General features: G+C 64.1%; 23 protein-coding genes and 1 pseudogene. 16 read left to right on the top strand and 8 right to left on the bottom strand.

The window, feature by feature from the left end; genetic code table 11:
- Window positions 1-30: 30 nt before the first annotated feature.
- The 6 genes from ORS3428_RS05870 (at window position 31) to ORS3428_RS05845 (ending at window position 5,505) form a co-directional block, all read left to right on the top strand.
- Window positions 31-528 carry a GNAT family N-acetyltransferase gene (locus ORS3428_RS05870; RefSeq protein WP_071095437.1) on the top strand — a complete coding sequence of 166 codons (498 nt, stop codon included), beginning with the start codon at window positions 31-33 and terminating at the stop codon, window positions 526-528.
- Window positions 529-929: 401 nt separating this feature from the next.
- Entirely contained in the window at window positions 930-2,198 is a 1,269-nt protein-coding gene (locus ORS3428_RS05865; RefSeq protein ID WP_071095435.1) for an ABC transporter substrate-binding protein, read from the top strand.
- A 119-nt stretch (window positions 2,199-2,317) separates the two neighbouring features.
- Window positions 2,318-3,232, top strand: a complete 915-nt coding sequence (locus ORS3428_RS05860) for a carbohydrate ABC transporter permease (protein ID WP_071095653.1) — start codon at window positions 2,318-2,320, stop codon at window positions 3,230-3,232.
- A gap of 1 nt (window position 3,233) precedes the next feature.
- Complete coding sequence (locus tag ORS3428_RS05855) at window positions 3,234-4,058, top strand: carbohydrate ABC transporter permease (RefSeq protein ID WP_071095433.1); 825 nt, start codon at window positions 3,234-3,236, stop codon at window positions 4,056-4,058.
- Window positions 4,059-4,117: 59 nt separating this feature from the next.
- Window positions 4,118-4,681, top strand: coding sequence for a DUF4142 domain-containing protein (locus tag ORS3428_RS05850; RefSeq protein WP_071095431.1), 564 nt, complete (start codon window positions 4,118-4,120; stop codon window positions 4,679-4,681).
- A 359-nt stretch (window positions 4,682-5,040) separates the two neighbouring features.
- Complete coding sequence (locus ORS3428_RS05845) at window positions 5,041-5,505, top strand: cupin domain-containing protein (RefSeq protein WP_071095429.1); 465 nt, start codon at window positions 5,041-5,043, stop codon at window positions 5,503-5,505.
- A 35-nt stretch (window positions 5,506-5,540) separates the two neighbouring features.
- Here the strand turns inward: ORS3428_RS05845 and carB are convergent, their stop codons facing one another.
- The 3 genes from carB to ORS3428_RS05830 form a co-directional block, all read right to left on the bottom strand.
- Window positions 5,541-9,044 (bottom strand): carbamoyl-phosphate synthase large subunit, encoded by a 3,504-nt coding sequence (gene carB / locus ORS3428_RS05840; protein WP_071095427.1) that lies wholly within the window; start codon window positions 9,042-9,044, stop codon window positions 5,541-5,543.
- A gap of 234 nt (window positions 9,045-9,278) precedes the next feature.
- Window positions 9,279-10,094, bottom strand: coding sequence for an SH3 domain-containing protein (locus ORS3428_RS05835; protein WP_071095425.1), 816 nt, complete (start codon window positions 10,092-10,094; stop codon window positions 9,279-9,281).
- Between the two features lie 166 nt (window positions 10,095-10,260).
- Window positions 10,261-10,617, bottom strand: a complete 357-nt coding sequence (locus tag ORS3428_RS05830; protein ID WP_071095423.1) for an ArsR/SmtB family transcription factor — start codon at window positions 10,615-10,617, stop codon at window positions 10,261-10,263.
- Window positions 10,618-10,821: 204 nt separating this feature from the next.
- Here ORS3428_RS05830 and ORS3428_RS05825 point away from each other — a divergent pair, with 204 nt between their 5' ends.
- The gene (locus ORS3428_RS05825; protein ID WP_071095420.1) at window positions 10,822-12,000 is read left to right on the top strand and encodes an MFS transporter; all 1,179 of its coding nucleotides are present in this window, start codon (window positions 10,822-10,824) and stop codon (window positions 11,998-12,000) included.
- 30 nt (window positions 12,001-12,030) lie between these two features.
- On the opposite strand, the gene ORS3428_RS05820 is transcribed toward ORS3428_RS05825, so the two are convergent.
- The gene (locus ORS3428_RS05820) at window positions 12,031-12,630 is read right to left on the bottom strand and encodes a LysE family translocator (RefSeq protein ID WP_071095651.1); all 600 of its coding nucleotides are present in this window, start codon (window positions 12,628-12,630) and stop codon (window positions 12,031-12,033) included.
- 99 nt (window positions 12,631-12,729) lie between these two features.
- Here ORS3428_RS05820 and ORS3428_RS05815 point away from each other — a divergent pair, with 99 nt between their 5' ends.
- The gene (locus ORS3428_RS05815) at window positions 12,730-13,596 is read left to right on the top strand and encodes a LysR family transcriptional regulator (RefSeq protein WP_083355013.1); all 867 of its coding nucleotides are present in this window, start codon (window positions 12,730-12,732) and stop codon (window positions 13,594-13,596) included.
- Window positions 13,597-13,744: 148 nt separating this feature from the next.
- Here the strand turns inward: ORS3428_RS05815 and ORS3428_RS05810 are convergent, their stop codons facing one another.
- The 3 genes from ORS3428_RS05810 to ORS3428_RS05800 form a co-directional block, all read right to left on the bottom strand.
- Window positions 13,745-14,395, bottom strand: a complete 651-nt coding sequence (locus tag ORS3428_RS05810) for a dihydrofolate reductase family protein (protein ID WP_071095416.1) — start codon at window positions 14,393-14,395, stop codon at window positions 13,745-13,747.
- Window positions 14,396-14,491: 96 nt separating this feature from the next.
- Entirely contained in the window at window positions 14,492-15,334 is an 843-nt protein-coding gene (locus ORS3428_RS05805) for a protein-L-isoaspartate O-methyltransferase family protein (protein WP_071095414.1), read from the bottom strand.
- A 42-nt stretch (window positions 15,335-15,376) separates the two neighbouring features.
- Window positions 15,377-16,738 carry an Nramp family divalent metal transporter gene (locus ORS3428_RS05800; protein WP_071095412.1) on the bottom strand — a complete coding sequence of 454 codons (1,362 nt, stop codon included), beginning with the start codon at window positions 16,736-16,738 and terminating at the stop codon, window positions 15,377-15,379.
- 207 nt (window positions 16,739-16,945) lie between these two features.
- Between ORS3428_RS05800 and mntR the strand changes: the two genes are divergently transcribed.
- From mntR to ORS3428_RS05785, 3 genes are all read left to right on the top strand, one after another.
- Window positions 16,946-17,401: a manganese-binding transcriptional regulator MntR gene (gene mntR, locus ORS3428_RS05795; RefSeq protein WP_071095648.1), complete on the top strand. Its 456-nt coding sequence runs from the start codon at window positions 16,946-16,948 to the stop codon at window positions 17,399-17,401.
- Between the two features lie 203 nt (window positions 17,402-17,604).
- Window positions 17,605-18,525, top strand: coding sequence for a KPN_02809 family neutral zinc metallopeptidase (gene ypfJ, locus ORS3428_RS05790; RefSeq protein ID WP_071095409.1), 921 nt, complete (start codon window positions 17,605-17,607; stop codon window positions 18,523-18,525).
- Between the two features lie 184 nt (window positions 18,526-18,709).
- Complete coding sequence (locus ORS3428_RS05785) at window positions 18,710-19,978, top strand: TCR/Tet family MFS transporter (RefSeq protein ID WP_071095406.1); 1,269 nt, start codon at window positions 18,710-18,712, stop codon at window positions 19,976-19,978.
- A gap of 15 nt (window positions 19,979-19,993) precedes the next feature.
- Here ORS3428_RS05785 and carA read toward each other — a convergent pair whose 3' ends face one another.
- On the bottom strand, window positions 19,994-21,199 hold the full coding sequence (gene carA / locus ORS3428_RS05780; protein WP_071095404.1) for a glutamine-hydrolyzing carbamoyl-phosphate synthase small subunit: 1,206 nt from the start codon (window positions 21,197-21,199) through the stop codon (window positions 19,994-19,996).
- Between the two features lie 269 nt (window positions 21,200-21,468).
- Here carA and ORS3428_RS05775 point away from each other — a divergent pair, with 269 nt between their 5' ends.
- The 5 genes and pseudogenes from ORS3428_RS05775 to ORS3428_RS05755 form a co-directional block, all read left to right on the top strand.
- Window positions 21,469-21,918, top strand: a complete 450-nt coding sequence (locus ORS3428_RS05775) for a GatB/YqeY domain-containing protein (RefSeq protein WP_071095401.1) — start codon at window positions 21,469-21,471, stop codon at window positions 21,916-21,918.
- 120 nt (window positions 21,919-22,038) lie between these two features.
- The gene (locus tag ORS3428_RS05770; protein ID WP_071095646.1) at window positions 22,039-23,043 is read left to right on the top strand and encodes a D-cysteine desulfhydrase; all 1,005 of its coding nucleotides are present in this window, start codon (window positions 22,039-22,041) and stop codon (window positions 23,041-23,043) included.
- A 48-nt stretch (window positions 23,044-23,091) separates the two neighbouring features.
- Complete coding sequence (locus tag ORS3428_RS05765) at window positions 23,092-23,814, top strand: aspartate/glutamate racemase family protein (protein ID WP_071095399.1); 723 nt, start codon at window positions 23,092-23,094, stop codon at window positions 23,812-23,814.
- 253 nt (window positions 23,815-24,067) lie between these two features.
- Window positions 24,068-24,877, top strand: a complete 810-nt coding sequence (locus tag ORS3428_RS05760) for a transporter substrate-binding domain-containing protein (RefSeq protein WP_071095397.1) — start codon at window positions 24,068-24,070, stop codon at window positions 24,875-24,877.
- A 72-nt stretch (window positions 24,878-24,949) separates the two neighbouring features.
- A pseudogene (locus ORS3428_RS05755) lies at window positions 24,950-25,142 on the top strand (amino acid ABC transporter permease); the annotation flags it as partial.

Raw genomic sequence — 25,142 nt, 5'->3', positions numbered from 1 at the left:
TTTGGGGACGTAGCTGATTTAGGGCGGGATATGCACGAGAACAAAGGTCCGCGCCCACCGGCTCCCAAGGATATCCGGCTTCGCAAGCTTCTCGACGATGCGCTGACCGCGCCGCATTGGCCTGAAGGTTTCGTCATGCGCCCGTTCGAGCRCAGGGACGCGCATGCCCTGCATGCGCTGCTGGAAGAGGCGTTCGAGGATGGCGCCGAAAGTCCGTTCGACGAATGGTGGCAGCGCATATCCGGCGATGCCGAGTTCGATCCCGACCTCTGTTTTCTGGTCATCGACGCCAAAGGCCTGTTGGCGGGCGCGGCGCTTTGCTGGACTTCCGGCTTCGTCAAGGAGCTTGCCGTCCATCCGGGCTCCAGACGGCAGGGCATCGGCGAGGCGCTGATGCGCCATGTTTTACTGACCTTTCGCGACAGGGGCGCTGCCCATGTCGATCTCAAGACCAATACGGTCAGGAATGCTCCGGCCGTCAGGCTCTACGAGCGGCTCGGCATGGTTCCGGTCGCCTGGGAGGGTTAGCCGCTTTCGGATCTGCCGAAAGCTCGCAACCGCGACGGCATTGTGAAGCGCTTCACACAGGGTGACGTTAGGACATGCTAATTCGTCGTGGTGCCGGGCGGCCGATCGGCGGATCGACGCTGGCAAGGCGTCGGAGGAGGCTGTGCCGGCATGCGTCAGCCACTCCAAGGCGGGCTCCGGGGCGGCGGGTTTCGGAGCCCGCCCGCTTTCGTTGGATCGCCCCCAAATCCTTTCGGTCAGACTGGGCTTTTCCGCACTCGGTGCTGACGGCGCGCCGCCAATTTATGCCGGACAGCTATGTCTGGAACCCAAAGYGGTGCTCCGCATTCAAGTGCTGGGTGGGCATCTGACGGTTGTCGACGCGCGGTCTCCGTCGCAACCGCAAAGGGAGGTCCACCGCCATGAAGTTTCTTCACGCATTTCTAGCGCTTGCAGTCGGCGCCATGCTGGCCGCCGCTCCGGCGCGCGCGGTCGAGCTGTCGATCGTGTCGGGCGACACCGGCAACGGCATCAAGGTGCTTCGCGAGATACTCGAGCGCTACGAGAAGCAGAGCGGCAACAAGGTCAGCATCGTCATGATGCCGCCGTCGACGACCGACCAGTTCGGCCAGTACAAGCTGTGGCTGGCGGCCGGAAACACCGACATCGACGTCTATCAGACCGACGTGATCTGGGCGCCTCAGCTCGCCGGCCAGCTCGTCGACCTGACCGAGGTGACCAAGGATGTCGTGGCCAAGCATTTCCCGTCGATCATCCAGTCRCAGACCGTCAACGGCAAGCTGGTGGCGCTGCCGATCTTCAYCGATGCGCCGGCGCTCTACTACCGCAAGGATCTGCTCGACAAATACGGCGCCAAGGTGCCGACCACCTGGAAGSAGCTGGGCGAGACCGCCAAGCTTGTGATGGACAAGGAGCGGGCTGCGGGCAACAAGGATATCTGGGGCTTCGTCTTCCAGGGCAACGCCTATGAGGGGCTGACCTGCAACGCCCTCGAATGGGTGATGTCGAATGGCGGCGGCCAGATCATCGAGCCGGACGGCACCATTTCCATCAACAACCCGAAGGCCGCGGCCGCGCTCGACATGGTGAAGGGGTGGATCGGCACCATCTCGCCGCCGGGCGTRCTCGCCTATCAGGAAGAGGAATCGCGCGGCGTCTGGCAGACCGGCAATGCGGTCTTCATGCGCAACTGGCCCTATGCCTATGCGCTGGGCAACAGTGAGAACTCGCCGATAAAGGGCAAGTTCGACGTCGCGCCCCTTCCGGGAGGCACGGGCGAGGGCGCGCGGCCGGTCGCGACGCTCGGCGGCTGGAACCTTGCCGTCTCCAAATATTCGAAGCACCAGGACGCGGCGATCGAACTGGTCAAGTTCATCGCCTCGCCGGAGATGCAGAAATACCGGACGCTGAGGACATCCAACCTGCCGACGATCCAGGCACTCTATGAGGATGCCGACATCGCCAGGGAACAGCCGATCATCCCGCGCTGGAAAGATGTCTTCCTCAACGCGGCGCCGCGCCCCTCGGCAACGGTCAAGGTCAAATACAACGAGGCGTCGAGCCAGTTCTGGACTGCTGTGCATAAGACCCTGTCCGGCGAAGGCAGCGCCGCCGACAATCTCGGCGATCTCGAGGTGACGCTGACCAARCTGATGGGCAGCGGCTGGTGACCGCAACGCCGGCAGAGGCAGGCGCGGGCGCTCGCGCCGGCAGAGCGGACGCGAACCGGTCATCCGCGGCAAAAGCGGAATCGACGCATGCCACTGCCAGGCGCGGACGCTCGCGGCTGATGCGCCAGCGCGTGCGCTCGGCATGGCTGTTCCTCACGCCGATGCTTCTGGTGCTTGCGGCCGTCGCCGGCTGGCCGCTCATCCGCACCGTCTACTTCAGCTTCACCGACGCCTCGCTGTCCGACCTCGGCGCCCGCCGATGGGTCGGCTTCGCCAACTACTTCTCGATGCTGAGCCTGCCGAGCGGCCGCAGGGTCTATGACGGGCTGCTGGTCGACCCGGTGTGGTGGCGGGCGGTATGGAACACGGTGCTTTTCACGGCGGCGTCAGTGACCTGCGAGACGATCCTCGGCATGATCGTTGCGCTCGTGCTCAACGCCGAGTTCCGCGGCCGCGGCATCRCCAGGGCGGCGATCCTCATTCCCTGGGCGATCCCGACCATCGTCTCGGCCAAGATGTGGCAGTGGATGCTCAACGACCAGTTCGGCATCATCAATGTCGTTTTGCTCCACCTCGGCCTGATTCATGCCAAGATCGCCTGGACGGCGAGTGCCGATACGGCGATGGTCGCGGTGCTGATCGTCGACATCTGGAAGACGACGCCGTTCATGACGCTGCTGATCCTTGCAGCGCTGCAGATGCTGCYGCGCGAGATCATCGAGGTGGCCAGGCTCGACGGCGCCAACCCGTGGCAGGTCTTCTGGTGGGTGACGTTGCCGCTCATCCGCCCGGYGGTGATGGTGGCCGTGATCTTCCGCGCCCTCGATGCGCTGCGCATCTTCGACCTGATCTATGTGCTGACGCCTAACAATGTGCACACCAAGTCGATGTCGGTGTTCGCGCGCGAGAACCTGTTCGAGTTCGACAAGTTCGCCTATGGCTCGGCCGCCTCGACGCTGCTGTTCTTGATCCTGGCGCTGCTGACCATTTCCTACATCCGCATCGCCCGGATCAACCTGGACGGAGGCCGCTGACATGAGGATCGCCAAGCGCGCGGCCTTCTACCTGCTGGTGGCGGCGATCGTCTTTATCGCCGTCTTCCCCTTCTACTATGCCATCGTCACCAGCCTGAAGTCGGGGACCGAGCTGTTCGAGGCGAACCTCTGGCCGAAGTCGGCCAGCCTCGCCAACTACACCAACGTGCTGACCCAGGGCACGTTCGTGCGCAACCTCGTGAACTCGCTGGTCGTCTCGGGCGCCGTTGTGCTGATCTCGCTGCTGCTCGGCATCACCGCCGCCTATTCGCTGGCGCGCATCCGCTTCCGCGGCCGCGCGGCGCTGATGCTCGGCATCCTGTCGGTGTCGATGTTTCCGCAGGTGGCGGTGCTGGCCGGCCTGTTCGAGATGATCCGCTGGGCCGGCCTCTACAATTCGCTTCTGGCGCTGATCCTCTCCTACATGATCTTCACCTTGCCGTTCACCGTCTGGGTGCTCACCACCTTCGTCCGCGACCTGCCGGTCGAGATCGAGGAGGCGGCGATCCTCGATGGTGCGACGCCCTGGATCATTGTCACACGCGTTTTCCTGCCGCTGATGTGGCCGGCGCTGGCGACGACGGGGCTGCTCGCCTTCATCGGCGCCTGGAACGAGTTCCTGTTCGCGCTGACCTTCACCTCCAACGATGCGCAGCGCACCGTGCCGGTGGCGATCGCTCTGCTTTCCGGCACCTCGCAGTTCGAGATCCCGTGGGGCAACATCATGGCCGCGTCGGTGATTGTCACCGTGCCCTTGGTGGTGCTGGTGCTCATCTTCCAGCGCAAGATCGTCTCCGGCCTCACCGCCGGCGGCGTCAAGGGTTAGGCGCAACCCGCAGGTCCATTCCGCGTTTGAGTATACGAGGGGCTGATTGGAGACTTCACATGAGAACGCTTCTGCCCCTGGCCGCAGTCGCCCTGCTTGCCGGCGCGCCGGCGGCCCTTGCCCAGTCGAACGATACCAGCCCGGATGCGGTCGGCCCCATGGTGACCGAGGACAAGGTCGACACCCAGACCTTCGTCGCCACTGTGCCCAACGCCAACGAATTCGAGATCCAGTCGAGCAAGCTGGCGCAGCAGAAATCGCCATCCGCCGACGTCAAGGCCTTCGCCGCCCAGATGATTGCCGACCACACCAAGGCTGGCCAAGATTTCAAGGCGGCGCTCAGCCAGGGCCAGACGACCTCCTCGATCAAGCCCTCCGATTCCGCGCTGCAGCCGAAGCAGAAGCAGCAGCTCGATGAATTGAAGGGCGCGAGCGGCAAGGATTTCGACAAGAAATACATCGAGATGCAGTCGGATGCGCACAAGGACGCCGTCGCCCTGTTCAGCACTTATGCGAAATCGGGCGAAGACCCGGCGATCAAGGAATTCGCCAAGAAGACGCTGCCGGTGCTGAAGATGCACGAGAAGCACGTGAAGGAGTTGGCGGTGGCGCATCAGGGATGAGGCGAGGGGGGCGCCGTAGAGCGCCATGTCCTGCGTTACCGCTCGCAAGGCCCCTGGCGAATCCGGTACCGTCCCTGTCTTAAGTTCACACTTGCCGAACGCCGGCGCCGCCCCTCATTGCCCTGCCGGGCATTTCTCCCCGTATAGTGACGGGGAGAAACACGCCTGCGCCGATGATTTCGCCAACCTCCGCGGTTGCAGAAAAGGCGCCGGCGTCGCAGCCAGCTCCCTTCTCCCCGTTCTACGGGGAGAAGGTGCCGGCAGGCGGATGAGGGGCAGCGCCGACATTCGGAAGCAAGCCGAAACAGTTGCGAAGGCCGCTTGTAGGCTGGATATCAACACCAATTAGGGAGGCGTCGTTGCCCAAAATCGACATCTCAGCAGTCCCCGTCCGCAAAGGCTCCGGCTACCCCGCACCCTTCGACCAGCCCTGTGCCGAAYGCACGCGCCGCCGTCTCGGCGATGCGGGCGGCCTGAAGGATTTCGGCGTCAACCTGATGACGCTCCCGCCCGGCGGCTGGTCAAGCCAGYGCCACTGGCACAGCCATGAGGATGAATTCGTCTATGTGCTGGAGGGCGAGCTGACGCTGRTCGAGGACCGCGGCGAAACGCTGCTCAGGGCCGGYGACTGCGCGGCCTTCGCCAAGAACAGCGGCAACGGCCACCACATGATCAACCGCTCATCGACCACGGCCCGCTACCTGGAAGTCGGCTCGCGCAACCCGGACGATGTCATCATCTGCTCCGACATCGACATGATGAGCCCGAGTTCGGATGGGCGGTTTCTGCACAAGGATGGGAGGGCGTATGAGGGGCAGGGGTGAGGGTGAGCTTTCTCTCCTCCCATAAGGTTAGCTCCTCACCCAAAATACTCCTGCAGCGGTCTCACCTCGAGGTTCCCCGCTCTTAGCGCCGCAATCGCCTCCGCCACGGCCGCCGCTCCCGAAAGCGTCGTGTAGTACGGCACCTTCTGCATCAGCGTCGCCCGCCGCAGCGACTTCGAATCCGACACGGCCTTCTGGCCGTCGGTGGTGTTGAAGACGATCTGGACCTGGCGGTTGCGGATGGCGTCCTCGATGTGGGGACGGCCCTCGAGCACCTTGTTGATCTTTTCCGCCACCACGCCGTTCTCGGCGAGGAAGCGTGCGGTGCCGGAGGTGGCGAGCACCTTGAAGCCCTGGCCGGCGAGGCGCTTGACGGCGGGCAGGATGCCCTTCTTGTCTTCGTCGCGGACCGAGACAAACAGCGTGCCGGAGCGCGGCAGGTCGACATTGGCGCCGAGCTGGCTCTTGGCGAAGGCCAAAGCGAAGTCGCGGTCGAGGCCCATGACCTCGCCGGTCGAGCGCATTTCCGGCCCGAGCAGAATATCAACGCCGGGGAAACGGGCGAAGGGGAAGACGGCTTCCTTGACTGCGATGTGGCCGGGACTGCGCGCGTCGGGCATGGCGCCGTAATGGGCGAAGGCGTTCTCCAGCGTCTCGCCGGCCATGATGCGGGCCGCGATTTTCGCGATCGGCCGGCCGATGGTCTTGGCGACGAAGGGCACGGTGCGCGAGGCGCGGGGGTTCACTTCCAGCACATAGACCGTGCCGTCCTTGATCGCATACTGCACATTCATCAGGCCGCCGACATTGAGCGCGCGGGCCAAGGCCGCGGTCTGCCGCTCCAACTCGTCGACAAGGTCCGGGTGCAGCGAATGCACGGGCAGCGAGCAGGCCGAGTCGCCCGAATGGATGCCGGCTTCCTCGATATGCTCGAGGATGCCGGAAACGAAGGTCTCCTTGCCGTCGCACAGGCAGTCGACATCGACCTCGGTGGCGCCGGTGAGATAGGTGTCGAACAAGAGCGGGTTCTTGCCGAGCAGCGTGTTGATCTGGCCGGTCTTGTCGTTCGGGTATTTCTGCTTGATGTCCTCCGGCACCAGGCCGGGCACTGTGTCGAGCAGATAGGTCTGCAGCATGCCTTCGTTGTAGATGATCTGCATGGCGCGGCCGCCGAGCACGTAGGACGGGCGCACCACCAGCGGGAAGCCGAGCTCGGCGGCGACGAGGCGCGCCTGCTCGACCGAATAGGCGATGCCGTTCTTCGGCTGGGAGAGGCCGAGCTTGTGCAGAAGCTTCTGGAAGCGGTCACGGTCTTCGGCCAGGTCGATCATGTCGGGCGAGGTGCCGAGGATCGGGATGCCGGCCTTCTCCAGCGCATCCGCTAGCTTCAGCGGCGTCTGGCCGCCGAACTGGACGATGACGCCGACGAGCTCGCCCGATGCCTGCTCGGCGCGCAGGATCTCCAGCACGTCCTCCGGCGTCAGCGGATCGAAATAGAGGCGGTCGGAAGTGTCGTAGTCGGTCGAGACGGTCTCCGGGTTGCAGTTGWCCATGATCGCCTCGAAGCCGGCGTCGCRCAGCGCAAAGGCCGCATGGCAGCAGCAATAGTCGAACTCGATGCCCTGGCCGATGCGGTTCGGACCGCCGCCGAGGATCACGACCTTCTTGCGCGAAGACACCCGCGCCTCATTGGCGAGCTCGCCGGCGAAAGGCGTCTCGTAGGTCGAGTACATATAGGCGGTGGGCGAGGCGAACTCGGCGGCGCAGGTGTCGATGCGCTTGTAGACCGGATGAACGCCGAGCTTTTCACGAGTCCTCTGAACRGCTTCCACGTCGGTCTTCGTCAGCGACGCGAGGCGGGCATCCGAAAAGCCCATCGCCTTCAGCATGCGCAGATTGGCGGCGTCCTCAGGCAAGCCGTGCTCGCGCACGCGCTCCTCCATGGCGATGATGCCGGCGATCTGCTCGAGGAACCACGGGTCGATCTTGCACATGGCGTGCAAGTCTTCGAGCGAGGTGCCCATGCGGATCGCCTGCGCCACCATGSGCWACCGGTCCGGCGTCGGCGTGCCGAGCGCGGCGCGGATGGCGTTGCGGTCGTCGACGTGATTGGCGGCGGCAGGCCCGTGGCCAAGCCCGGGGATCTCGATCTCGTCCAATCCCGTCAGGCCGGTTTCCAGTCCGCGCAGCGCCTTCTGCAGCGATTCCTGGAAGGTGCGGCCGATGGCCATCACCTCGCCCACCGACTTCATGGCGGTGGTCAGCACCGGCTCGGCGCCGGGGAATTTCTCGAAGGCAAAGCGCGGGATCTTCGTCACCACGTAATCGATCGACGGCTCGAAGGAAGCCGGCGTTGCGCCGCCGGTGATGTCGTTCTCCAGCTCATCCAGCGTGTAGCCGACGGCGAGCTTGGCCGCGACCTTGGCGATCGGGAAGCCGGTGGCCTTCGAAGCGAGCGCGGAGGAGCGCGAGACGCGCGGGTTCATCTCGATCACCACCAGGCGGCCGTCGGCCGGGTTGACGGCGAACTGCACGTTGGAGCCGCCGGTCTCGACGCCGATCTCGCGCAGCACCGCGATCGAGGCGTTGCGCATCATCTGATACTCTTTGTCGGTCAGCGTCAGGGCAGGGGCCACGGTGATGGAATCGCCGGTGTGCACGCCCATCGGGTCGATGTTCTCGATCGAGCAGATGATGATGCAGTTGTCCGCCTTGTCGCGGACGACCTCCATCTCATACTCCTTCCAGCCGAGCACGCTTTCCTCGATCAGCACCTCGGTGGTCGGCGAGGCATCGAGGCCGGACTGCACGATGTCGTAGAATTCTGCGCGGTTGTAGGCGATGCCGCCGCCGGTGCCGCCCATGGTGAAGGAGGGGCGGATGATCGCCGGCAGGCCGACATGGTCGAGCGCTTGGGCGGCGACCGCCATGGCGTAGCTGATATAGCGCTGCTTGCGGTCGCCTTCGCCGAGGTTCCAGCGCGTCTCCAGGGCGTCGAGCGCGGCGTCGAGGTTTTCGGGGTGCTCCGCTTTCAGCGCCGCGCGCTCGGCCTCGTGGATCTTGCGATCGGCGTCCTTGACCTCGGTGGCGTTGGCCAGCATCGAGCGCGGCGTCTCCAGCCCGATCTTGCTCATCGCCTGGCGGAACAGCGCACGGTCCTCGGCCTTGTCGATCGCCGCGGCGTCGGCGCCGATCATCTCGACATTATAGCGATCGAGCACGCCCATGCGGCGCAGCGACAGCGCCGTGTTCAGCGCCGTCTGGCCGCCCATGGTGGGCAAGAGCGCGTCCGGCCGCTCCTTGGCGATGATCTTCGCCACTACTTCCGGCGTGATCGGCTCGATATAGGTGGCGTCGGCCAGCTCCGGATCGGTCATGATGGTGGCCGGATTGGAGTTGACCAGGATGACGCGGAAACCCTCTTCCTTCAGCGCCTTGCAGGCCTGCGTGCCGGAATAGTCGAATTCGCATGCCTGGCCGATAACGATGGGGCCGGCCCCGATGATCARGATCGACTTGATGTCGGTGCGTCTTGGCATGTCTCTTGAATTCCGTTCGGCGAGCGGCTTGCACGAAAAACCGGGACGGGGGGAGGACCCGGCCGGTTGTGCTTGCGATTCTGGTATCAGGCTAGGAGGGCCTTATAGGGAAGAGTTTTGCCCGATGTAACCCCGAAAATGCGAGGTAAGGCAGTAGGAGGTAGGCAGTAGGCAATAGGGCTGCGGGGGGCGACGCCGTCTTTCCCCTACTGCCTAATGCCTACTGCCTATTCCCTATTCTCCAAGCGCCAGCGCATCCGTGATCTCGAAGCGCTCGGAAACGCCGACGCGGATCATGTTGAGCGTGCCTTCGCGGGTGAAGCGGAACTTGTCCGGCGAGTCCGAGCCGGCGGGCATGCCGCCGCGGAAGGTGATGACGCGCGTGCCGCCATCCGGCCAGGTCACGGTCACGGCGCTGTCGCCGCCGGTGCGCGCGACGCTTATCTCGCAACGGGTCATCGGCTGGCCGATGCGGCGCGCGCAGGGGATGCCGCCGGCGGCGTCCGGAGCCGGGGCCTGGGGTTCAGCGCCTGCCGCCGCTGATGCCGCGAAGGCGAGACCATAGGCGTCCTGCATGGCGGTCATTCCGATGTCGGCTGCGGATGGCGGTTCGGCCGGCTGGCTGCCGCGCAGGCGCGCCGTAATGTTTGGCGGCGGTGCGTCGTCGGAGGGCTGGGGCGCGACGGCCTCGGTCGCCGGCGCGGCGGCATCTTCAGGTGCGGGCGCCGGGTTGGTGGGACTGAGGTAGCGGGCGGGCGCCCATCCGACGACGTGCGCGTCCTGCATATCCTCGACCTTGCACCAGGGATAACCGTTGATGAGGTTGCAGCCGAGATTCTTCACGGCCGCGCCGTTGGGCAGGCGCGCCTTCACCGTTCCTCCCGGTGAGGCGGTGGCGCGGACGTTGAGCAGATCGTCCGGAGCGAGGCCGCCGACGATGGAAATGATCGCTCCCGGCGCATCCTGCGCCACCGCCGGTAGGGCGGCCATCAGCAACGGAGCGGCGAGGAGTGCCTCAAGCGTCGATCGGAGCGTAACTTTGCGCCTCATCCTTCGGCCATTGGCAATGCACTGCGATTTTCCAAGGCGCGACCCGACTCAATGCGACAAGACTCAAGGCGCCCACCACAAGCCGAGGTGTTTATAGGAGACAAGGCTGCGCGATGTCATCCTGAATATGTCTTGTTGCTCTGGGCTTTCGCGATGAGAACCCGGCTCAGACCGGGACCTCGACCTCTGCGGTGCCAACCGCCGGGAGCGCCGGATCGCCTTCCGCAGCCGCAATCACGCTGTCGAGCAGGCCGGGAAAGCGGTTGTTGAGGTCGTCGCGGCGCAGCGTGATCAGCCGGCTGGTGCCGACCGCTTCGGTGCGCGTGATGCCAGCCTCGCGCAGCTTGGCGAGGTGGTAGCTGAGGTTGGTCTTGGAGGCGAGATCGAGGAACTTGCTGCAGTTCAGCGGCACGCCTTCCTTGCTGGCCAGATAACGCACGATGGCAAGCCTGGTCGGGTCACCGAGCACGGCAAGCACGATCGGCAGGCTGATTTGCTCTGCGGTTGGATGGGGCAGGGTCATGGCTGAGAATTAGGCTCAAACGGTGCCAACTTCAACGCGTCTCCTCTTCTGCTCGGTTTACACAGCTTCTTCGTTTCGTTCTTCGTCCTGGCCCCGTGCTGACACAGGGCTGTCAGGAGGCTTCAGCTATTTTTGTCAGGCTCCGTTGACATCATGCCCTGTTATGTCCAATTGTTCAATAACTTTTGAACTAAGGAATCTCCCATGGACAAGCGGATCTTCTGGCTTGCGCTCGGATCGTTTGCGATCTCTACCGAAGGCTTCGTCATCTCCAGCCTGCTTCCCGATATCGCCGCCGATGCCGGCATCTCCGTGGCGCTCGCCGGCTCGCTGATCACCGCCTTCGCGCTCGCCTATGCGATCGGCGCGCCCATTCTCGCCACGCTGACCGGCGAGTGGGACCGGCGGCGCGTCATCCTGTGGACGCTGGTATTCTTCGTTATCGGCAATCTGGTGGCGGCGCTGAGTTCGTCCTTCGAACTGTTGCTCATTGCCCGCATCGTCATGGCGCTGTCGTCCGGACTGTTTGCCGCGACCGCGCAGGGAACCGCGGTGGCGCTGGTCGATGACCACCACCGGGCCCGCGCCATCGCCGTTGTCGTCGGCGGYACCACGGTCGCGGTGGCTGTCGGCGCGCCGCTCGGCGCGCTGGTCGCGGCCATTGCCGGCTGGCGCGGCACGTTCTTCGCCATTGCCGGGCTCGGCGCGCTCGCCGGCGCGATCCTCTGGTGGCGCCTGCCGCGCGGCATAATCGGCACCAGGCTGCCTCTCAAGGCGCGGCTGGCGGCGGCGGTGCGCCCGGGCGTGATGCCGATCCTGGTGACGACTGTGCTCGCTCTGGTCGGCGCCTTCACCGTCTTTGCCTTCATCGCGCCCTTGGCCATCCAGGGCGGCGGCTTGAGTCCGCTGGCGCTGCCCGGCATGCTGCTTGCCTTCGGCATCGGCGCCGTCATCGGCAACATCGCCGGCGGCCAGGCCGCCGACCGTTTCGGCGCGACGCGCACCGTCTGCTGGTCGCTTCTGCTGAGCGCGGCCACGCTCGTCACCTTCTCACTGATCCCGGCCTTCCTGCCGCACCAGCTCGCCGGGCTGGCACTGATGGGCATGATGGTGCCTTGGGGCATCGTCGGCTGGGCCTTCCCGCCGGCGCAGGCTAGCCGCATCATCAAGATAGCGCCCGATGCCGCCCCGATCGTGCTGTCGCTCAACGCTTCAGCGCTCTATTTTGGCGTCGCGCTGGGGGCCGTGGTCGGCGGAGCGGTACTGCGCTACGGCGTGCCGGCCGATCTCGGCCTGGTCGCGGCGGTGTTCCCCATGGTCGGCGTGGGCGTGGTGCTCGGCGGTCGTGCGCTTGCCCGTCCGGTTGCCATGCCGGCGGAATAGGCCTTCGCAAAAGCTGGAGAACGGCCGGTTTCAGGCCGGCCGCCACATCTGCAGGATCGAAGCGGCGAGCAGCAGGCCAAGCACGATATTGAGCGCCCGCCACTGCCGTTCGGTCCTGAGCAGCCGGGCAAGCAGCGCGCCGGCGACGCACCACAGCGACAGCGAGAAAGCCGCAGCAAGGCCGAACACGGCGCCGAGCAGCAGCGCAAGCTGCAAAGGGCCGTCCGCAAGCGCCGCGAAGGAGGCGGCAGCACCCAGCCCCATCGCCCAGCCTTTCGGATTCATCCACTGAATGCCCGCGCCGCCGAAAAAACTGTTCGGCTTGGCCATGCTGACGTCGAGATTGGGCGGGCCGCTGCGGCCGATCTTGAGCGCCAGCCAGATCAGATAGAGCGAGCCGGCGACCTTCATCGCGAGCTGCAACGAGGGAACGGCGGCCAGCAGTCCCGCGAGGCCGGCCGCGCCTGCCGCCGCGACCGAAGCCAGCCCGGCGGCGCTGCCGGCCATCAGCGGCACGGAGCGGCGAAAGCCGAACTGCGCGCCGGAAGCGGTGGACAGCGTCGTCGCGATGCCCGGTGTCGAGGTGGAGATCAGCGCGAACAGAACGAGGGGGATGATAGTCTCGGACATCCAGGCTTTCCCTGTCGAGGAAGCCGGCATGCTAGGCCGTTTAATCCATCAGTAAATGCAATATTTGATATGACTTGCATTAGGGATTATAATGAAGAGATGATCCGCGATCTCGATGTCACGCTCATTCGCACCTTCGTCATGACGGCCGACAAGGCGAGCATGACGGCGGCGGCCAACACCCTTCATCTGACCCAGGGGGCTGTCAGCCAGCAGATCAAGCGGCTGGAGGAGGTGCTCGGCCAGACCCTGTTCGAGCGCGACCGCCGCGGCTTGAAGCTGACGCGCGCCGGCGAGCGATTGCTCGACAGGGGCAGGCGCCTGCTTCAGATGAATGACGAGATCCTGGCGGAGATAAGCGGCAGGGCCGTCGCAGGGCAGGTGCGGATCGGCGTGCCTTACGACCTCGTCGGCACATTGCTTCAACCCGTGCTCAAGGCCTACGCCGGGGCCCATCCGCAAGTGGAGATTTCGCTGGTCTGCGCCTCCTCGCCGGAACTTGCGGAAGCGCTGGCGGCAGGGACCATCGATCTCGCCATCATCGAGGAGCGGGCCGGCCCGACGGCGGGGGAATGCCTGCTGGTCGACCGGCTGGTCTGGGTCGGCGCCCGCGGCGGCTCGGCGCGTCTCAAACGACCGTTGCCGGTGTCGATGGTTGCCGACACCTGCGCCTTCCGTCCGGCGGTGCTGGCAGCGCTCGGCGAGCATGGGCTCGACTGGCGCACCGTGTTCGAGAACGGCAACATCGACGCAACGACGGCCACGGTGCGCTCGGACCTTGCGGTGACCACGTGGCTTGCCTCGACGGTTCCGGCCGATCTCGACATCCTGTCCGATGCCGACCTGCCGGCGCTGCCGAATTTTTCGGTCAATTTGCACCTGCCGAAACACGCCGTCGCGCCGGCCGCGCAAGCCTTCGCGGCTCACATCCGTGAGGGTCTGGCGCGGTATCGCCAAGCGGCGTGAGTGGTTCCTCGCCCCCGCCAAAGCGGGGGGAGAGGTGGCCGCGAAGCGGCCGGAGAGTGGGCTTTGGCGTCGCAGCAGTCCCCCTCTCCGTCTCGGCTTCGCCGAGCCACCTCTCCCCCACATTCGTGGGGGCGAGGAAAGGGCTGTGCTATTTCCAATTCCTGCGCCGCTCGAGTTCGGCCTCGGAGGGCTCCTGTTGGGCAAAGGAACCCGTGCGGATTTCGCCGCCGCGCTCATAGGTCGCCATAATGACGCCCGTGGTCGAGACCTGCGACTTGGTGAGCTTGAAAGCCGCAGGCATCGCGCTGTCGCCGAACAGCCGCTTGCCCTTGCCCAGCAACAGCGGGAAGATCATCAGCCGGATCTCGTCGATCAGCCCGTTGGCGAGCAGGGTCTGGATCAGGTTGCCCGACCCCTGGATGAGGAAGTCAGGTCCATCTTCCTGCTTGAGGCGGCGCAGCGTCGCGACGATATCAGGCCCGAGCGATTGCGTGTTCTGCCAGGTCAGGGTATCCGGCCGATGCGTCGCCACATATTTGGTCGCAGGGTTGAAGGCATCTGCGATCGAATCCTTCTGATACGGCCAGTACGCGGCGAAGATGTCGTAGGTTCTGCGGCCAAGCAGCAGGGCGAAGGGCTTGGAGAAAAGTTCATCGATCGCCGCGCCTGCCACCTCGTCAAAGTAATGGAACGTCCAGCCGCCGAACTCGAACCCGCCGACAGGATCCTCTTCCGGACCGCCGGGCGCCTGCATGACGCCGTCGAGGCTGACGAATGTGGCGGCGATGATCTTTCGCATCTGTCTTCTCCCTTTCGTGATCCGCGCCGTCACGGCCGGATTTCAGCCCAAGGACGAGCGACAATGCCCCTTTTCGACACGGGCCGGCAAATTTCTTTAACGCCTGCCGCCGGTGCGGATGCTGCGCGACGAGAACCAGACATCGCCGAAGACGGCGGTGGCCGTGCGATCCGGTGCCTTGTCTTGCGTCAGCCAGATGGAGCGCGTGCGCGTCGCGCGCTCGCGGGTCGGCACCCTTGCCTCCGGGCCGGCGACAGAGGCGCCGACGCAAGGGATGAACCATGAGCCCATGAAGGGCAGGCAGGCGAAACCCCTCTCCAGGCGGATGACCAGCGCGGCGAGCCCGACCCGTTCCGCCGGGCGCCACGGGAAGACCATACGGCCGCCGGGTTTGAGCGCCCTCAGCCAGCCCGCGGGAGGGGCAGTGACGGYGGCATTGACATAGATGATGTCGGAGGGCGGAAGCGCGCCGGTTACCGCGTTGCCGTGGATGACCTCGACATTGCCGTATGCGGCGAGATTTAGCTCGGCCTGCGCGGCAAGGTTCCCTTCGATCTCGAACGYGGTGACCCTACCGCCCGGTTCGACCAGCTTGGCCAGCAGCGCGGTGTAATAGCCGGTGCCGGCGCCGATATGGGTGWCGGCCTCGCCGGGCTTCGGCTCGACCTTGCCGATCCACATGGCATGCAGGACAGGCTCGCCGTTGTTGATGCCCCTGTCGGCGTCGAGAACCACAAGCACGTTCTGATAGATGTAGCTTGGGTCGGCCGTGGGCGTTTTGACGCTGCCGTCGCCTGCGAGGATGGTCCAAGGACCGGGACCGAGAAAGGCCTCGCGCGGCACCGAGGCGAACACTTCTTCAAGGCGGGGGTCGGCTGACCTCGCATGGGCGGCCAGCAGTTTGGCGTAGAATTTTCGCGCCTCATCCGATCCAGTCATGGCGAGAAGATAGCGCGGCCGGCTCGAATGTCGTGGTCGATCTYAGCCGGTGACGGTGTCGTAAAGCAGCTTGAAGTTGAGCGCCAGGATGATGGCGGCGACCACCCAGGCGAGTGCCGCCACACCGCGCGGGATGGCGAAATGGCCCATCTTCTTGCGGTCCGACACGAACTGGACGAGGGGCACCACAGCAAAGGGCAACTGCATCGACAGGATGACCTGGCTGAAGACCAACAGTTGGGCCGTGCCCTTTTCACCGTAAAGAGCGGTGACGGCAATCACCGGGACGATGGCGACGCCGCGGGTCAGGAGCCGGCGCGCCCATCGCGCAATGCGCAGGCGCAAAAAGCCCTCCATCACGATCTGTCCGGCGAGCGTCGCGGTCACCGTCGAGTTGAGGCCCGAGGCAAGCAGCGCGACCGCAAACAGGATCGAGGCGATGCTCAAGCCCAGCAGCGGCGACAGCAATGAATATGCCTGCCCGATCTCGGCGACTTCCAGGTGCCCGGTGCCRTGGAAGGCCACGGCCGAGACGATCAGGATCGAGGCGTTGACGAACAGCGCCAGGATCAGCGCGATCGTCGAATCCGTCGTCGCCCACTTGATGGCGTCGCGCTTGCCTGTTTCGGTACGCTCATAGGCTCGCGTCTGTACGATCGAGGAGTGCAGGTAGAGATTGTGCGGCATCACGGTGGCGCCGATGATGCCGATGGCGATGTAGAGCATTGCCGGGTTGGAGACGATCTCGGACGACGGCACGAACATCGAATGCAGGATCGTGCCGGCCGGCGGCGCGGCGACGAAGATCTGGATGGCAAAGCAGCCGAAGATGACGATCAGCAGCGCGACGACGAAGGCTTCGAGATAGCGGAAGCCCCTGTTCATCAGCAGGAGCACGAGGAAGGCGTCGAGCGCGGTGATGAGGGCGCCGCCGATCAGCGGAATGCCGAACAGAAGCTGCAGCGCGATCGCCGTGYCGATCACCTCAGCAAGGTCGCAGGCGATGATTGCGAGCTCGCAGACGACCCAGAGCAGAAAATTGACCTGGCGCGGATAGTGGGCCCGGCAGGCCTGAGCGAGGTCGCGGCCGGTGGCGATGCCGAGCCGCGCGGCCAGCGCCTKCAACAGGATCGCCATCAGGTTCGACAGCATGATGACAAAAAGCAGCGTGTAGCCGAACTGGGCGCCGCCGGCGAGGTCCGTCGCCCAGTTGCCCGGGTCCATATAACCGACCGAAACCATGTAGCCCGGGCCCATGAAGGCGAACAGGCGRCGAAGCCAGATACCCGTCTTCGGCACCCCGATCGAGGCATTGACCTCGCGCAGGCTCGGCTGCTCGCCTTCGTCGGTCCGGGCAAATTGCCACGAGGAGCGGGATAYGGCGGCTGCTTCGGCGTCGGACATGGAGAATACCGGGTAATGTCAACTGTGCCCTTATCTATGCCATGGCTCAACATTATGCAATAGGCTATATTTCATTGTTTGTGCTTTTGTCCGATGACGCAGGGGCGTTGCGCGCCGGCGGGAATGCAAATAAACGGCCGGACCATTAGGGTCCGTGTTATGAATAGGATGCCGATTCAAGCTTCGGCACCGAAGGAGGTGCGCATATTGGCGCTAAGGAACAGACCGGTTCGACGTGAAAAACCGCTTCCCGATGCCGAGATCCATTCGGAAGGATTCCGGCAGACGCGCGAAGCGCGCCGCAGCGCGCTCGTCGAGGATTATGTCGAGCTGATCGCCGATCTTATCGAGGACGGCAACGAGGCGCGTCAGGTCGACATCGCCGCCAGGCTTGGYGTCGCGCAGCCCACCGTGGCGAAGATGCTGACCAGGCTCTGCGCCGACGGGCTGGTGTCCAGAAAGCCCTATCGCGGCGTGTTCCTGACCGATGCCGGCCGCAAGGTGGCGGAGGAGAGCCGTGTCAGRCATCAGACGGTGGAGGCCTTCCTGCGCTCGCTGGGCGTCAGCGCCGAGACGGCGCGGATTGACGCCGAAGGCATCGAGCATCATGTCAGCGCCGAGACGCTGGAAGCTTTTCGCAGGGCGATGACCTCCGCCCGTTGAGTCTCCGAGCGCTGAACCAGATCGGCCGCAGCGACTCAAATCTTGGCGGAAGCATAGTTCGGTAGGCAACGAAGTCGCCCTTTCTTGGCGCCCTTGGCGACAAGAAAAATGCTGTGACTCGGCCTATCCGTTGCGATAATTGTGGGTAAGGGGGGCGGTTGGCGGGCCGGATTCCCGGCATATTCGCGGTTCGAGGAGTTTCCATGCTTTGGAGAGGCCGTCGTCAGAGCGACAACATCGAGGACGACCGCGGCGATAGCGGCGGCGGTGGGTTCGGCGACGGTGGCTCTGGTCAGTTCCGCATACCGATCGGCGGCAACGCCGGCGGCGGCATGTCGATTTCCAGCCTCATCGTCTTCGCGGTGATCGCGCTGATAGCCTGGGGCGTATTCGGCATCAATCCGCTACAGCTACTGAACGGCGTCGACCTTGGCGGCGGCCAGATTTCCAGCAACAGCGGCCGGGACGACACCAACTCGCCCGCAAACGACGAGATGAAGCAGTTCGTGGCCACGGTGCTCGCCGATACCGAGGATACTTGGGCCGGCATCTTTCAGTCGATGGGCAGGAACTACGAGGATCCCAAGCTGGTGCTGTTCAGCAACCAGGTCCGTTCGGCTTGCGGCTTCACCAGTTCCGCGGCCGGGCCGTTCTATTGCCCCGGCGACCACAAGGTCTATCTCGACATGACCTTCTTCCAACAGCTCGACCGGCAGTTCGGCGCTTCCGGCGAGTTCRCCCGGGCCTATGTCGTCGCGCATGAGGTTGGTCATCATGTGCAGAACCAGCTCGGCATTATGGYCAAGTTCAACGAGTTGCGGCAAGGCGCGAGCGAGRCCGAGGCCAATCAGATGTCGGTGCGTATTGAACTCCAAGCCGACTGCTTCGCAGGCGTATGGGCTCACTACACCCGGCAGAAGGGCATTTTGGAGCAGGGTGACATGGRAAGCGCGCTGAACGCCGCCAAGCAGATCGGCGACGACACGCTGCAGAAAAAGATGCAGGGCTATGTCGTTCCGGAAAGCTTCAACCACGGCACGTCTCAGCAGCGACAGACCTGGCTGGCGCGTGGATACAAARGCGGCAAGCTGTCAGACTGCAATACCTTGAGCGGCCCGATCTGAGGAGCATTCAGTTCCTGCTCACTCCGGTTCCTACCCACTATCGTGCTGGGATAGTGATTGGGGATTGACAGCGGGCAGTTGATGTCAGGATGAGGCAGTTGGCGTCGTTCGCTTATTGTTCCTGGCGGCAAGCTCACCTATAAGGTGCCTCCCGCCTAGGGTGGTTGAGGAGCTTGACAGCATCATGATCGACCCCAAGACCGCCAAGCGGGGCCTTGCGCTCGTTTTCACCACGCTGCTGCTCGACATTATCGGCTTCGGCATCATCATGCCGGTGCTGCCGGCCTATTTGCGGGAACTGAGCGGTGTCGGCATCAGCGAGGCGGCGATCGAGGGCGGCTGGCTGTTCTTCGTCTATGCGGCCATGCAGTTCTTCTTCGCGCCGGTCATCGGCGGATTGAGCGACCGCTGCGGCCGGCGGCCGATCCTGCTTGCCTCGGTGCTCACCTTTTCCATCGACAATCTGATCTGCGCCATCGCCTGGTCCTACCCGATGCTGTTCATCGGCCGGGTTCTCRCCGGCATTTCCGGCGCCAGCTACTCGACGACGTCGGCCTTCATCGCAGACATCTCGACCGACGAGAACCGGGCGAAGAATTTCGGCCTGCTCGGCATCGCCTTCGGTGTCGGCTTCGTCATCGGTCCGGTGCTCGGCGGGCTGCTCGGCACGTTCGGGCCGCGCGTGCCGTTCTATTTCGCCGCCGGACTTGCCTTCGTGAACTTCCTGATTGCGATGTTCTTCCTGCCTGAAACGCTGGATGARCAGCATCGCCGCCGCTTCGAGTGGAAGCGGGCGAACCCGGTCGGCACGCTTATCCAGATGCGCAACTATCCGGGCATCGGCTGGATCGGGCTCGTCTTCTTCCTGATGACGCTCGGCCACATGATGTATCCGGCGGTGTGGTCCTTCGTCTCCAATTATCGCTACGGCTGGGACGAACAGCAGATCGGCTTTTCGCTCGGCGCCTTCGGCCTGTGCGGCGCCATCGTCATGGCAACGGTGCTGCCAAGAGTCATCCCGAAACTCGGCGAATGGAAGACGGCGGCGATCGGCCTAACCTTCACTGCGCTCAGCGCCTTCGGCTATGCATTTGCGACACAGGGCTGGATGATCTACGCGGTGATCGTCGCAGGCTGCCTGGAGGCGCTTGCCGATCCGCCGCTCAGAAGCCTTGCTGCGGCCAAGGTGCCGCCTTCGGCGCAGGGCGAGTTGCAGGGCGCGATGACCTCGATCTTCTCGATCACCTCGATCGTCACGCCGCTGCTTTATACGGCGATCTTCTCCTGGTTCACCGGACCGAGCGCGCCGGTGGCGTTTGGCGGCGCGCCCTATGTGGTCGGCGCGGTTTTTCTCACGCTGGCGGTTATCGTCTTCGTGACGAAGGTGGGCAAGCCGACGCCGCGAGAAGTCGAGCGCATTCACTCGCAGGAGGTGGTGACCGACGCCGCCTGAGACGCGTTCGTCCAGTCAGACRCGTTCGGCCAGCGCCGGCTGGCCGCGCCGCTCGCGGATGAGRTTGACGAAGCGGCGGAAGAGGTAGTGCGAATCCTGCGGGCCGGGCGAGGCCTCGGGATGGTGCTGGACCGAGAACACCGGCCGGCCGGTAAGCGCGATGCCGCAATTCGAGCCGTCGAACAGCGAGACATGCGTCTCCTCGACGCCTTCAGGCAGCGAGTCGGCGTCGACGGCGAAACCGTGGTTCATCGAGACGATCTCGACCTTGCCGGTCGTGTGATCCTTGACCGGATGATTGGCGCCATGATGGCCCTGATGCATCTTCTCGGTCTTGCCGCCGAGCGCCAGCGCCAGCATCTGGTGGCCGAGGCAGATGCCGAACACCGGGATGTCCGTCTTCAACAGATCCTGGATGACCGGCACGGCATATTCGCCAGTCGCCTCCGGATCGCCCGGCCCGTTGGACAGGAAGATACCGTCAGGCTGCATGGCGAGGATTTCTTCCGCCCCGGTCTTGGCCGGGACGACGGTCACCTTGGCGCCGAGGCCGGCAAGCAGGCGCAGGATGTTGCGCTTGACGCCATAATCGATGGCCACCACGTGCATCGACGGCTCGTCCTGCTCGCCGAAACCCTTGCTCCAGGCCCAGGGCGTCTCGCGCCAGACCGAGGACTGGCCCGAGGTGACCTCCTTGGCGAGGTCGAGCCCGATGAGGCCCGACCAGGCCGCGGCCTGCCGCTTTAGATCATCGAGGTCGAARATGCCGTCGGTCGCATGCGCGATGACGGCATTGGGCATGCCCTTCTCGCGGATCAGCACCGTCAAAGCGCGGGTGTCGATGCCCGAAAGCGCGACGATGCCGCGCTTCTTCAGCCACTGATCGAGATGCCCGGCTGCCCGGTAGTTGGACGGGTCCGTGACGTTCGCCTTGAAAACGGCGCCCACAGCGCCGGCGCGCGCCGCCGGGTTGAGGTCTTCGATATCCTCGCTGTTGGTGCCGACATTGCCGATATGCGGGAAGGTGAAGGTAACGATCTGGCCGGCATAGGAGGGATCGGTGAGGATTTCTTCATAGCCGGTCAGCGCAGTGTTGAAGCAGACTTCCGCCACGRCCGACCCGATGGCGCCGAGGCCGCGACCCTCGATCACCGTGCCGTCGGCAAGCACCAGCAGGGCGGTCGGCTTTTCGGTGGCCCAAGGGGCGGTGGTTGTGGCCATGGCGGCACTCCTAGAGGCTGCTTCCGATTGTCCCGTTTGCGAGACGATCGGCGCAGCAAACAGCGCGCGGCGGCGAATTCGCGAGCCTGCGCGCAACCAAATTTTCAGTTCATGCGAGGCTCAGTACATAGGGGAAGGCTCCAAAGCGGTCAATGACGCTTCCGCGGAACGGAATCGATTTATTTCCTCAAGCAATATCAACAGTTTGCATGGATTTGCCTTATGAGGTGGGCAAAGCTATTGTCCGCCCCGATCGAAGGAGAAGCACGATGCGCGAGAAAATCGCCGATTCCATGAAGAGCGCGATGAAGGCGCAGGACAAGCACCGCCTGCCGACGCTGCGGCTGATCCAGGCCGCCATCCATGACCGTGACATCGCCAATCGCGGCGCCGGCAAGCCCGCGGCGAGCGACGAAGAGATCCTGCAAATCCTGGCCAAGATGGTGAAGCAGCGCGAGGAGTCGGCCAAGGCTTTCGAGGACGGCAAGCGGCCGGAACTGGCGGCGCAGGAGCGCGGCGAGATGGAGATCATCCGCGAGTTTCTGCCGAAGCAGCTCGATGATGCGGCAATCGCTGCGGCGGCGCGCGAGGCGATCGCCGCCACGGGCGCAGCCAGCCAGAAGGACATGGGCAAGGTGATCGGCGCGCTCAAGCAGAAATATGCCGGCCAGATGGACTTCGCCAAGGCGAGCGCCATCGTCAAGGGACTGCTTCAATAGGCCTCCTTGCCACCTCCTGCGGCRGCGCCATGTAAGGCTGGGCGCACAGACCCGGTTCAAGCCGTGCCGTCTTCAAATCCATGCATGCGRCATTTCCTTGCCATGAAGGAGGATACGATGATGAACCTTGCCCGCTATCCTCGTGTCAGGCTCGGCCATTTGCCCACTCCGCTCGAAAAGCTCGAGAACCTGACAAGGGAATTGAACGGCCCGGAGATCTGGATCAAGCGCGATGACTGCACCGGCCTGTCGACCGGCGGCAACAAGACGCGCAAGCTTGAATTCCTGATGGCGGAAGCGCTGGCCGAAGGCGCCGATACCGTCATAACGCAGGGCGCAACCCAATCCAATCATGCGCGCCAGACCGCGGCCGCCGCCGCAAAGCTAGGCATGGCCTGCCATCTGCTGCTGGAAGACAGAACCGGCAAGACCGATTTCGATTACAAGGAAAACGGCAATGTAGTGCTCGACCGTCTCCACGGCGCGACGATCGAGCGCTGCCCGGCTAATCCCGACATGAATAGCGAGATGGAAAAGGCCGCCGAACGGCTGCGTGCCGAAGGCCGAAAGGTCTACGCGATACCTGGTGGCGGGTCGAACCCGACGGGCGCGCTTGGCTATGTGAACGCTGCCATCGAGCTCATCTACCAGGCGAACGCCATCGGCCTGAAGATCGATCGTGTCGTGCATGCGACCGGCAGTGCCGGAACCCAGGCCGGCCTGGTCACCGGGCTGGCCGGCATCAACAGCGGCGTGCCGGTGCTCGGCATCGGCGTGCGCGCGCCCGAGGAAACGCAGGAGGAGAACGTCTTTTCGCTCGCGCGCCGGACGGCGGATAGGCTTGGCATTGCCGGTGCCGTCAGGCGCGAAGATGTCGTTGCCAATTGCGATTATGTCGGCGAGGGCTACGGCTTTCCGGCCGCCGATACGATCGAGGCGATCCGTATGCTGGCGCGCACCGATGCCATTCTGCTTGACCCGGTCTATTCCGGAAAGGGCATGGCCGGGCTGATCGATCTGGTTAAAACGGGCTTCTTCAGGAAGGGCGAGACTGTCGTCTTTCTTCATACCGGCGGCTCCGCCGGTTTGTTCGGCTATCCGACCGATCTCCAGAGCAATGCTTAAGCGGCAGCCCATCCAACTCCGAAAGGATTTCAGGAGGTCCGCATCGCGATGACCCGCTTTTATYCGCCCGCTCACCCCATTGTCGGCGTGCTCGGCGGCATGGGGCCGGCGGCTACGATCGACCTGATGCGCCGGGTCATGGAGGCGACGCCCGCCGCGGATGATGCCGACCATATCCATCTCCTGGTCGATCAGAACCCGAAGGTTCCGTCCCGCATCGATGCTTTGATCAACGGCACGGGGCCCAGTCCGCTCGACGAACTGGTGCGCATGRCAAAGGGGCTGGAAAGCGCCGGGGCGACGATGYTCGCCATTGCCTGCAACACCGCCCATGGCTATGCCGGCGACATCGCGGCGGCCGTCCGGATTCCGCTTCTCGACATGGTCACCCTGACCGCCGAGGCGATCGCGCGCCAGCCGCTGCCTCGTCGACGGATCGGCATGCTCGCCTCCACAGCGGTGGTGCAATTGGGTCTCTATGAACGAGCCTTCGAAGCCTTCGGCATCGAAACCCGTTATCCGGACGACCAGGCGGAAATCATGGCCGTCATCAAGGYGGTCAAGAAGGAAGGCGCGACGGCTGACTTGCGCAGCCGGTTCAACACCGTCGCGCGCCAACTGCTTGCCGGCGATGTCGATCTTCTAGCCATCGCATGCACCGAACTTTCGCTGCTGATCGATGGCCTCGACGCCGACATGGCGAAGATCGATGCCCTCGACGTGTTGGCTTCGGCGATCGTCGAGCATGCACGAACTGCGGCCGTCGGGTGAGGGCCCAATGCATGTCGCCCGAGAGTGCGCAGCGGTTGGCCGACCGATGCATCAAACCAAGACTTAAAGCGCGTCGCGTGAATCGGTTTCGCCGCGGTGCGCCTTAAAGACCTCGTCGGCCCCATTCATTGACCTTCCGCAGGCGCGCTCTAGCTTCGGCGCTACCGGCTTATTGTCATTTTGACTGGTCCGCTTCCGCCATGACCTCTGGTGAGACGGGCACAACGCGCATTATCCGGGAGGAGTGGAGCGAATGAAGAGACTAACCTTTACTGTCGCGGGTATCTTGCTTGCCATGCTGACGGCGCAAGCGTCGGCCGGCAAGGTGGACGACATCAAGGCCCGCGGTACGCTGATCGTCGGAACCAAGGCCGACTACAAGCCGTTCGGGTTCCGTGATCCGTCCGGAGCGATCGTCGGCAYCGARCCCGATCTGGYCGCCGATATCGCCAAGCAACTCGGCGTCAAGCTGGAGTTTGTACCGGTCGTGGCCGCCAACCGGATGGAATTCCTCCAGCAGGGAAAAATCGACCTTCTCATCGCCACCATGTCCGACAAGCCTGAGCGCCGGAAGGTCGTGGAGGCGATCGATCCGCCCTATTATTCGGATTCGGTCAATGTGCTGATGTCGAACCGCGCGAACATCAAGTCCTGGGAGGACCTAAAGGACAAACCACTCTGCGCAACCATCGGGTCGTTCTACAACAAATCCGTCGCCCAGCAATACGGCGCCAAGATCGTCGCGCTTGACGGCTCCGACAAGCCGCTTGTCGCGCTGAAGCAGGRCAATTGCGTCGGCTATCTCTACGACCAGACGTTCATTCAGGGCAAACTGCTCGATAAACAATGGTCCGCCGACTATTCGATGCCGCTGAAGGGCATCATGGAGACGCCCTGGATCATGGCCGTTGCGCCGGGCAACGACGACCTGAGGGATTTGGTGTCCAAGGCCACGATCGAGTGGATGAAGAAGGGCACCATCATCGACCTCGAAAAGAAGTGGGGCATCAAGCCCACCGACTATTCGGAACGCATGCACGACAAGTACAAGAACCAGACCTGACTTGCCTCAAGCGACCGGCGCGCGGTCGCCGAAAGACCGTGCCCCGGTTGCGTCTGCCGGTGGGTGACATGCATGCAGGAAATCGCCGATTGGTTTCGCAGTCTCTACGAAACTACAGGGCTGAATTTTACGATCCTCTACGATCCCTATGATGCGACCCAGTTCGCTAGGGGTGTCGGCATGACGATCTATCTGAGCGTCGTGTCGATCCTCATCAGCCTCGTCGTGGGCGTGATCGGCGCCTGGCTGCAAAGCTCGCGGATCC

It is taken from the genome of Mesorhizobium sp. ORS 3428 (genome assembly GCF_001854785.1).
Lineage (GTDB): Bacteria > Pseudomonadota > Alphaproteobacteria > Rhizobiales > Rhizobiaceae > Mesorhizobium.
The sequence above is the reverse complement of the archived record's forward strand: the minus strand, read 5'-3'. Positions and strand labels throughout refer to the sequence as shown.

Excerpts from the sequence above, each read along its gene's own strand:
- ORS3428_RS05850 (WP_071095431.1), top strand. The coding sequence starts at position 4,118 with ATGAGAACGCTTCTGCCCCTGGCCGCAGTCGCCCTGCTTGCCGGCGCG.
- ORS3428_RS05855 (WP_071095433.1), top strand. The coding sequence starts at position 3,234 with ATGAGGATCGCCAAGCGCGCGGCCTTCTACCTGCTGGTGGCGGCGATC.
- ORS3428_RS05815 (WP_083355013.1), top strand. The coding sequence starts at position 12,730 with ATGATCCGCGATCTCGATGTCACGCTCATTCGCACCTTCGTCATGACG.
- ORS3428_RS05810 (WP_071095416.1), bottom strand. The coding sequence starts at position 14,395 with ATGCGAAAGATCATCGCCGCCACATTCGTCAGCCTCGACGGCGTCATG.
- ORS3428_RS05770 (WP_071095646.1), top strand. The coding sequence starts at position 22,039 with ATGAACCTTGCCCGCTATCCTCGTGTCAGGCTCGGCCATTTGCCCACT.
- ORS3428_RS05830 (WP_071095423.1), bottom strand. The coding sequence starts at position 10,617 with ATGACCCTGCCCCATCCAACCGCAGAGCAAATCAGCCTGCCGATCGTG.
- ORS3428_RS05835 (WP_071095425.1), bottom strand. The coding sequence starts at position 10,094 with ATGAGGCGCAAAGTTACGCTCCGATCGACGCTTGAGGCACTCCTCGCC.
- ORS3428_RS05775 (WP_071095401.1), top strand. The coding sequence starts at position 21,469 with ATGCGCGAGAAAATCGCCGATTCCATGAAGAGCGCGATGAAGGCGCAG.
- ORS3428_RS05820 (WP_071095651.1), bottom strand. The coding sequence starts at position 12,630 with ATGTCCGAGACTATCATCCCCCTCGTTCTGTTCGCGCTGATCTCCACC.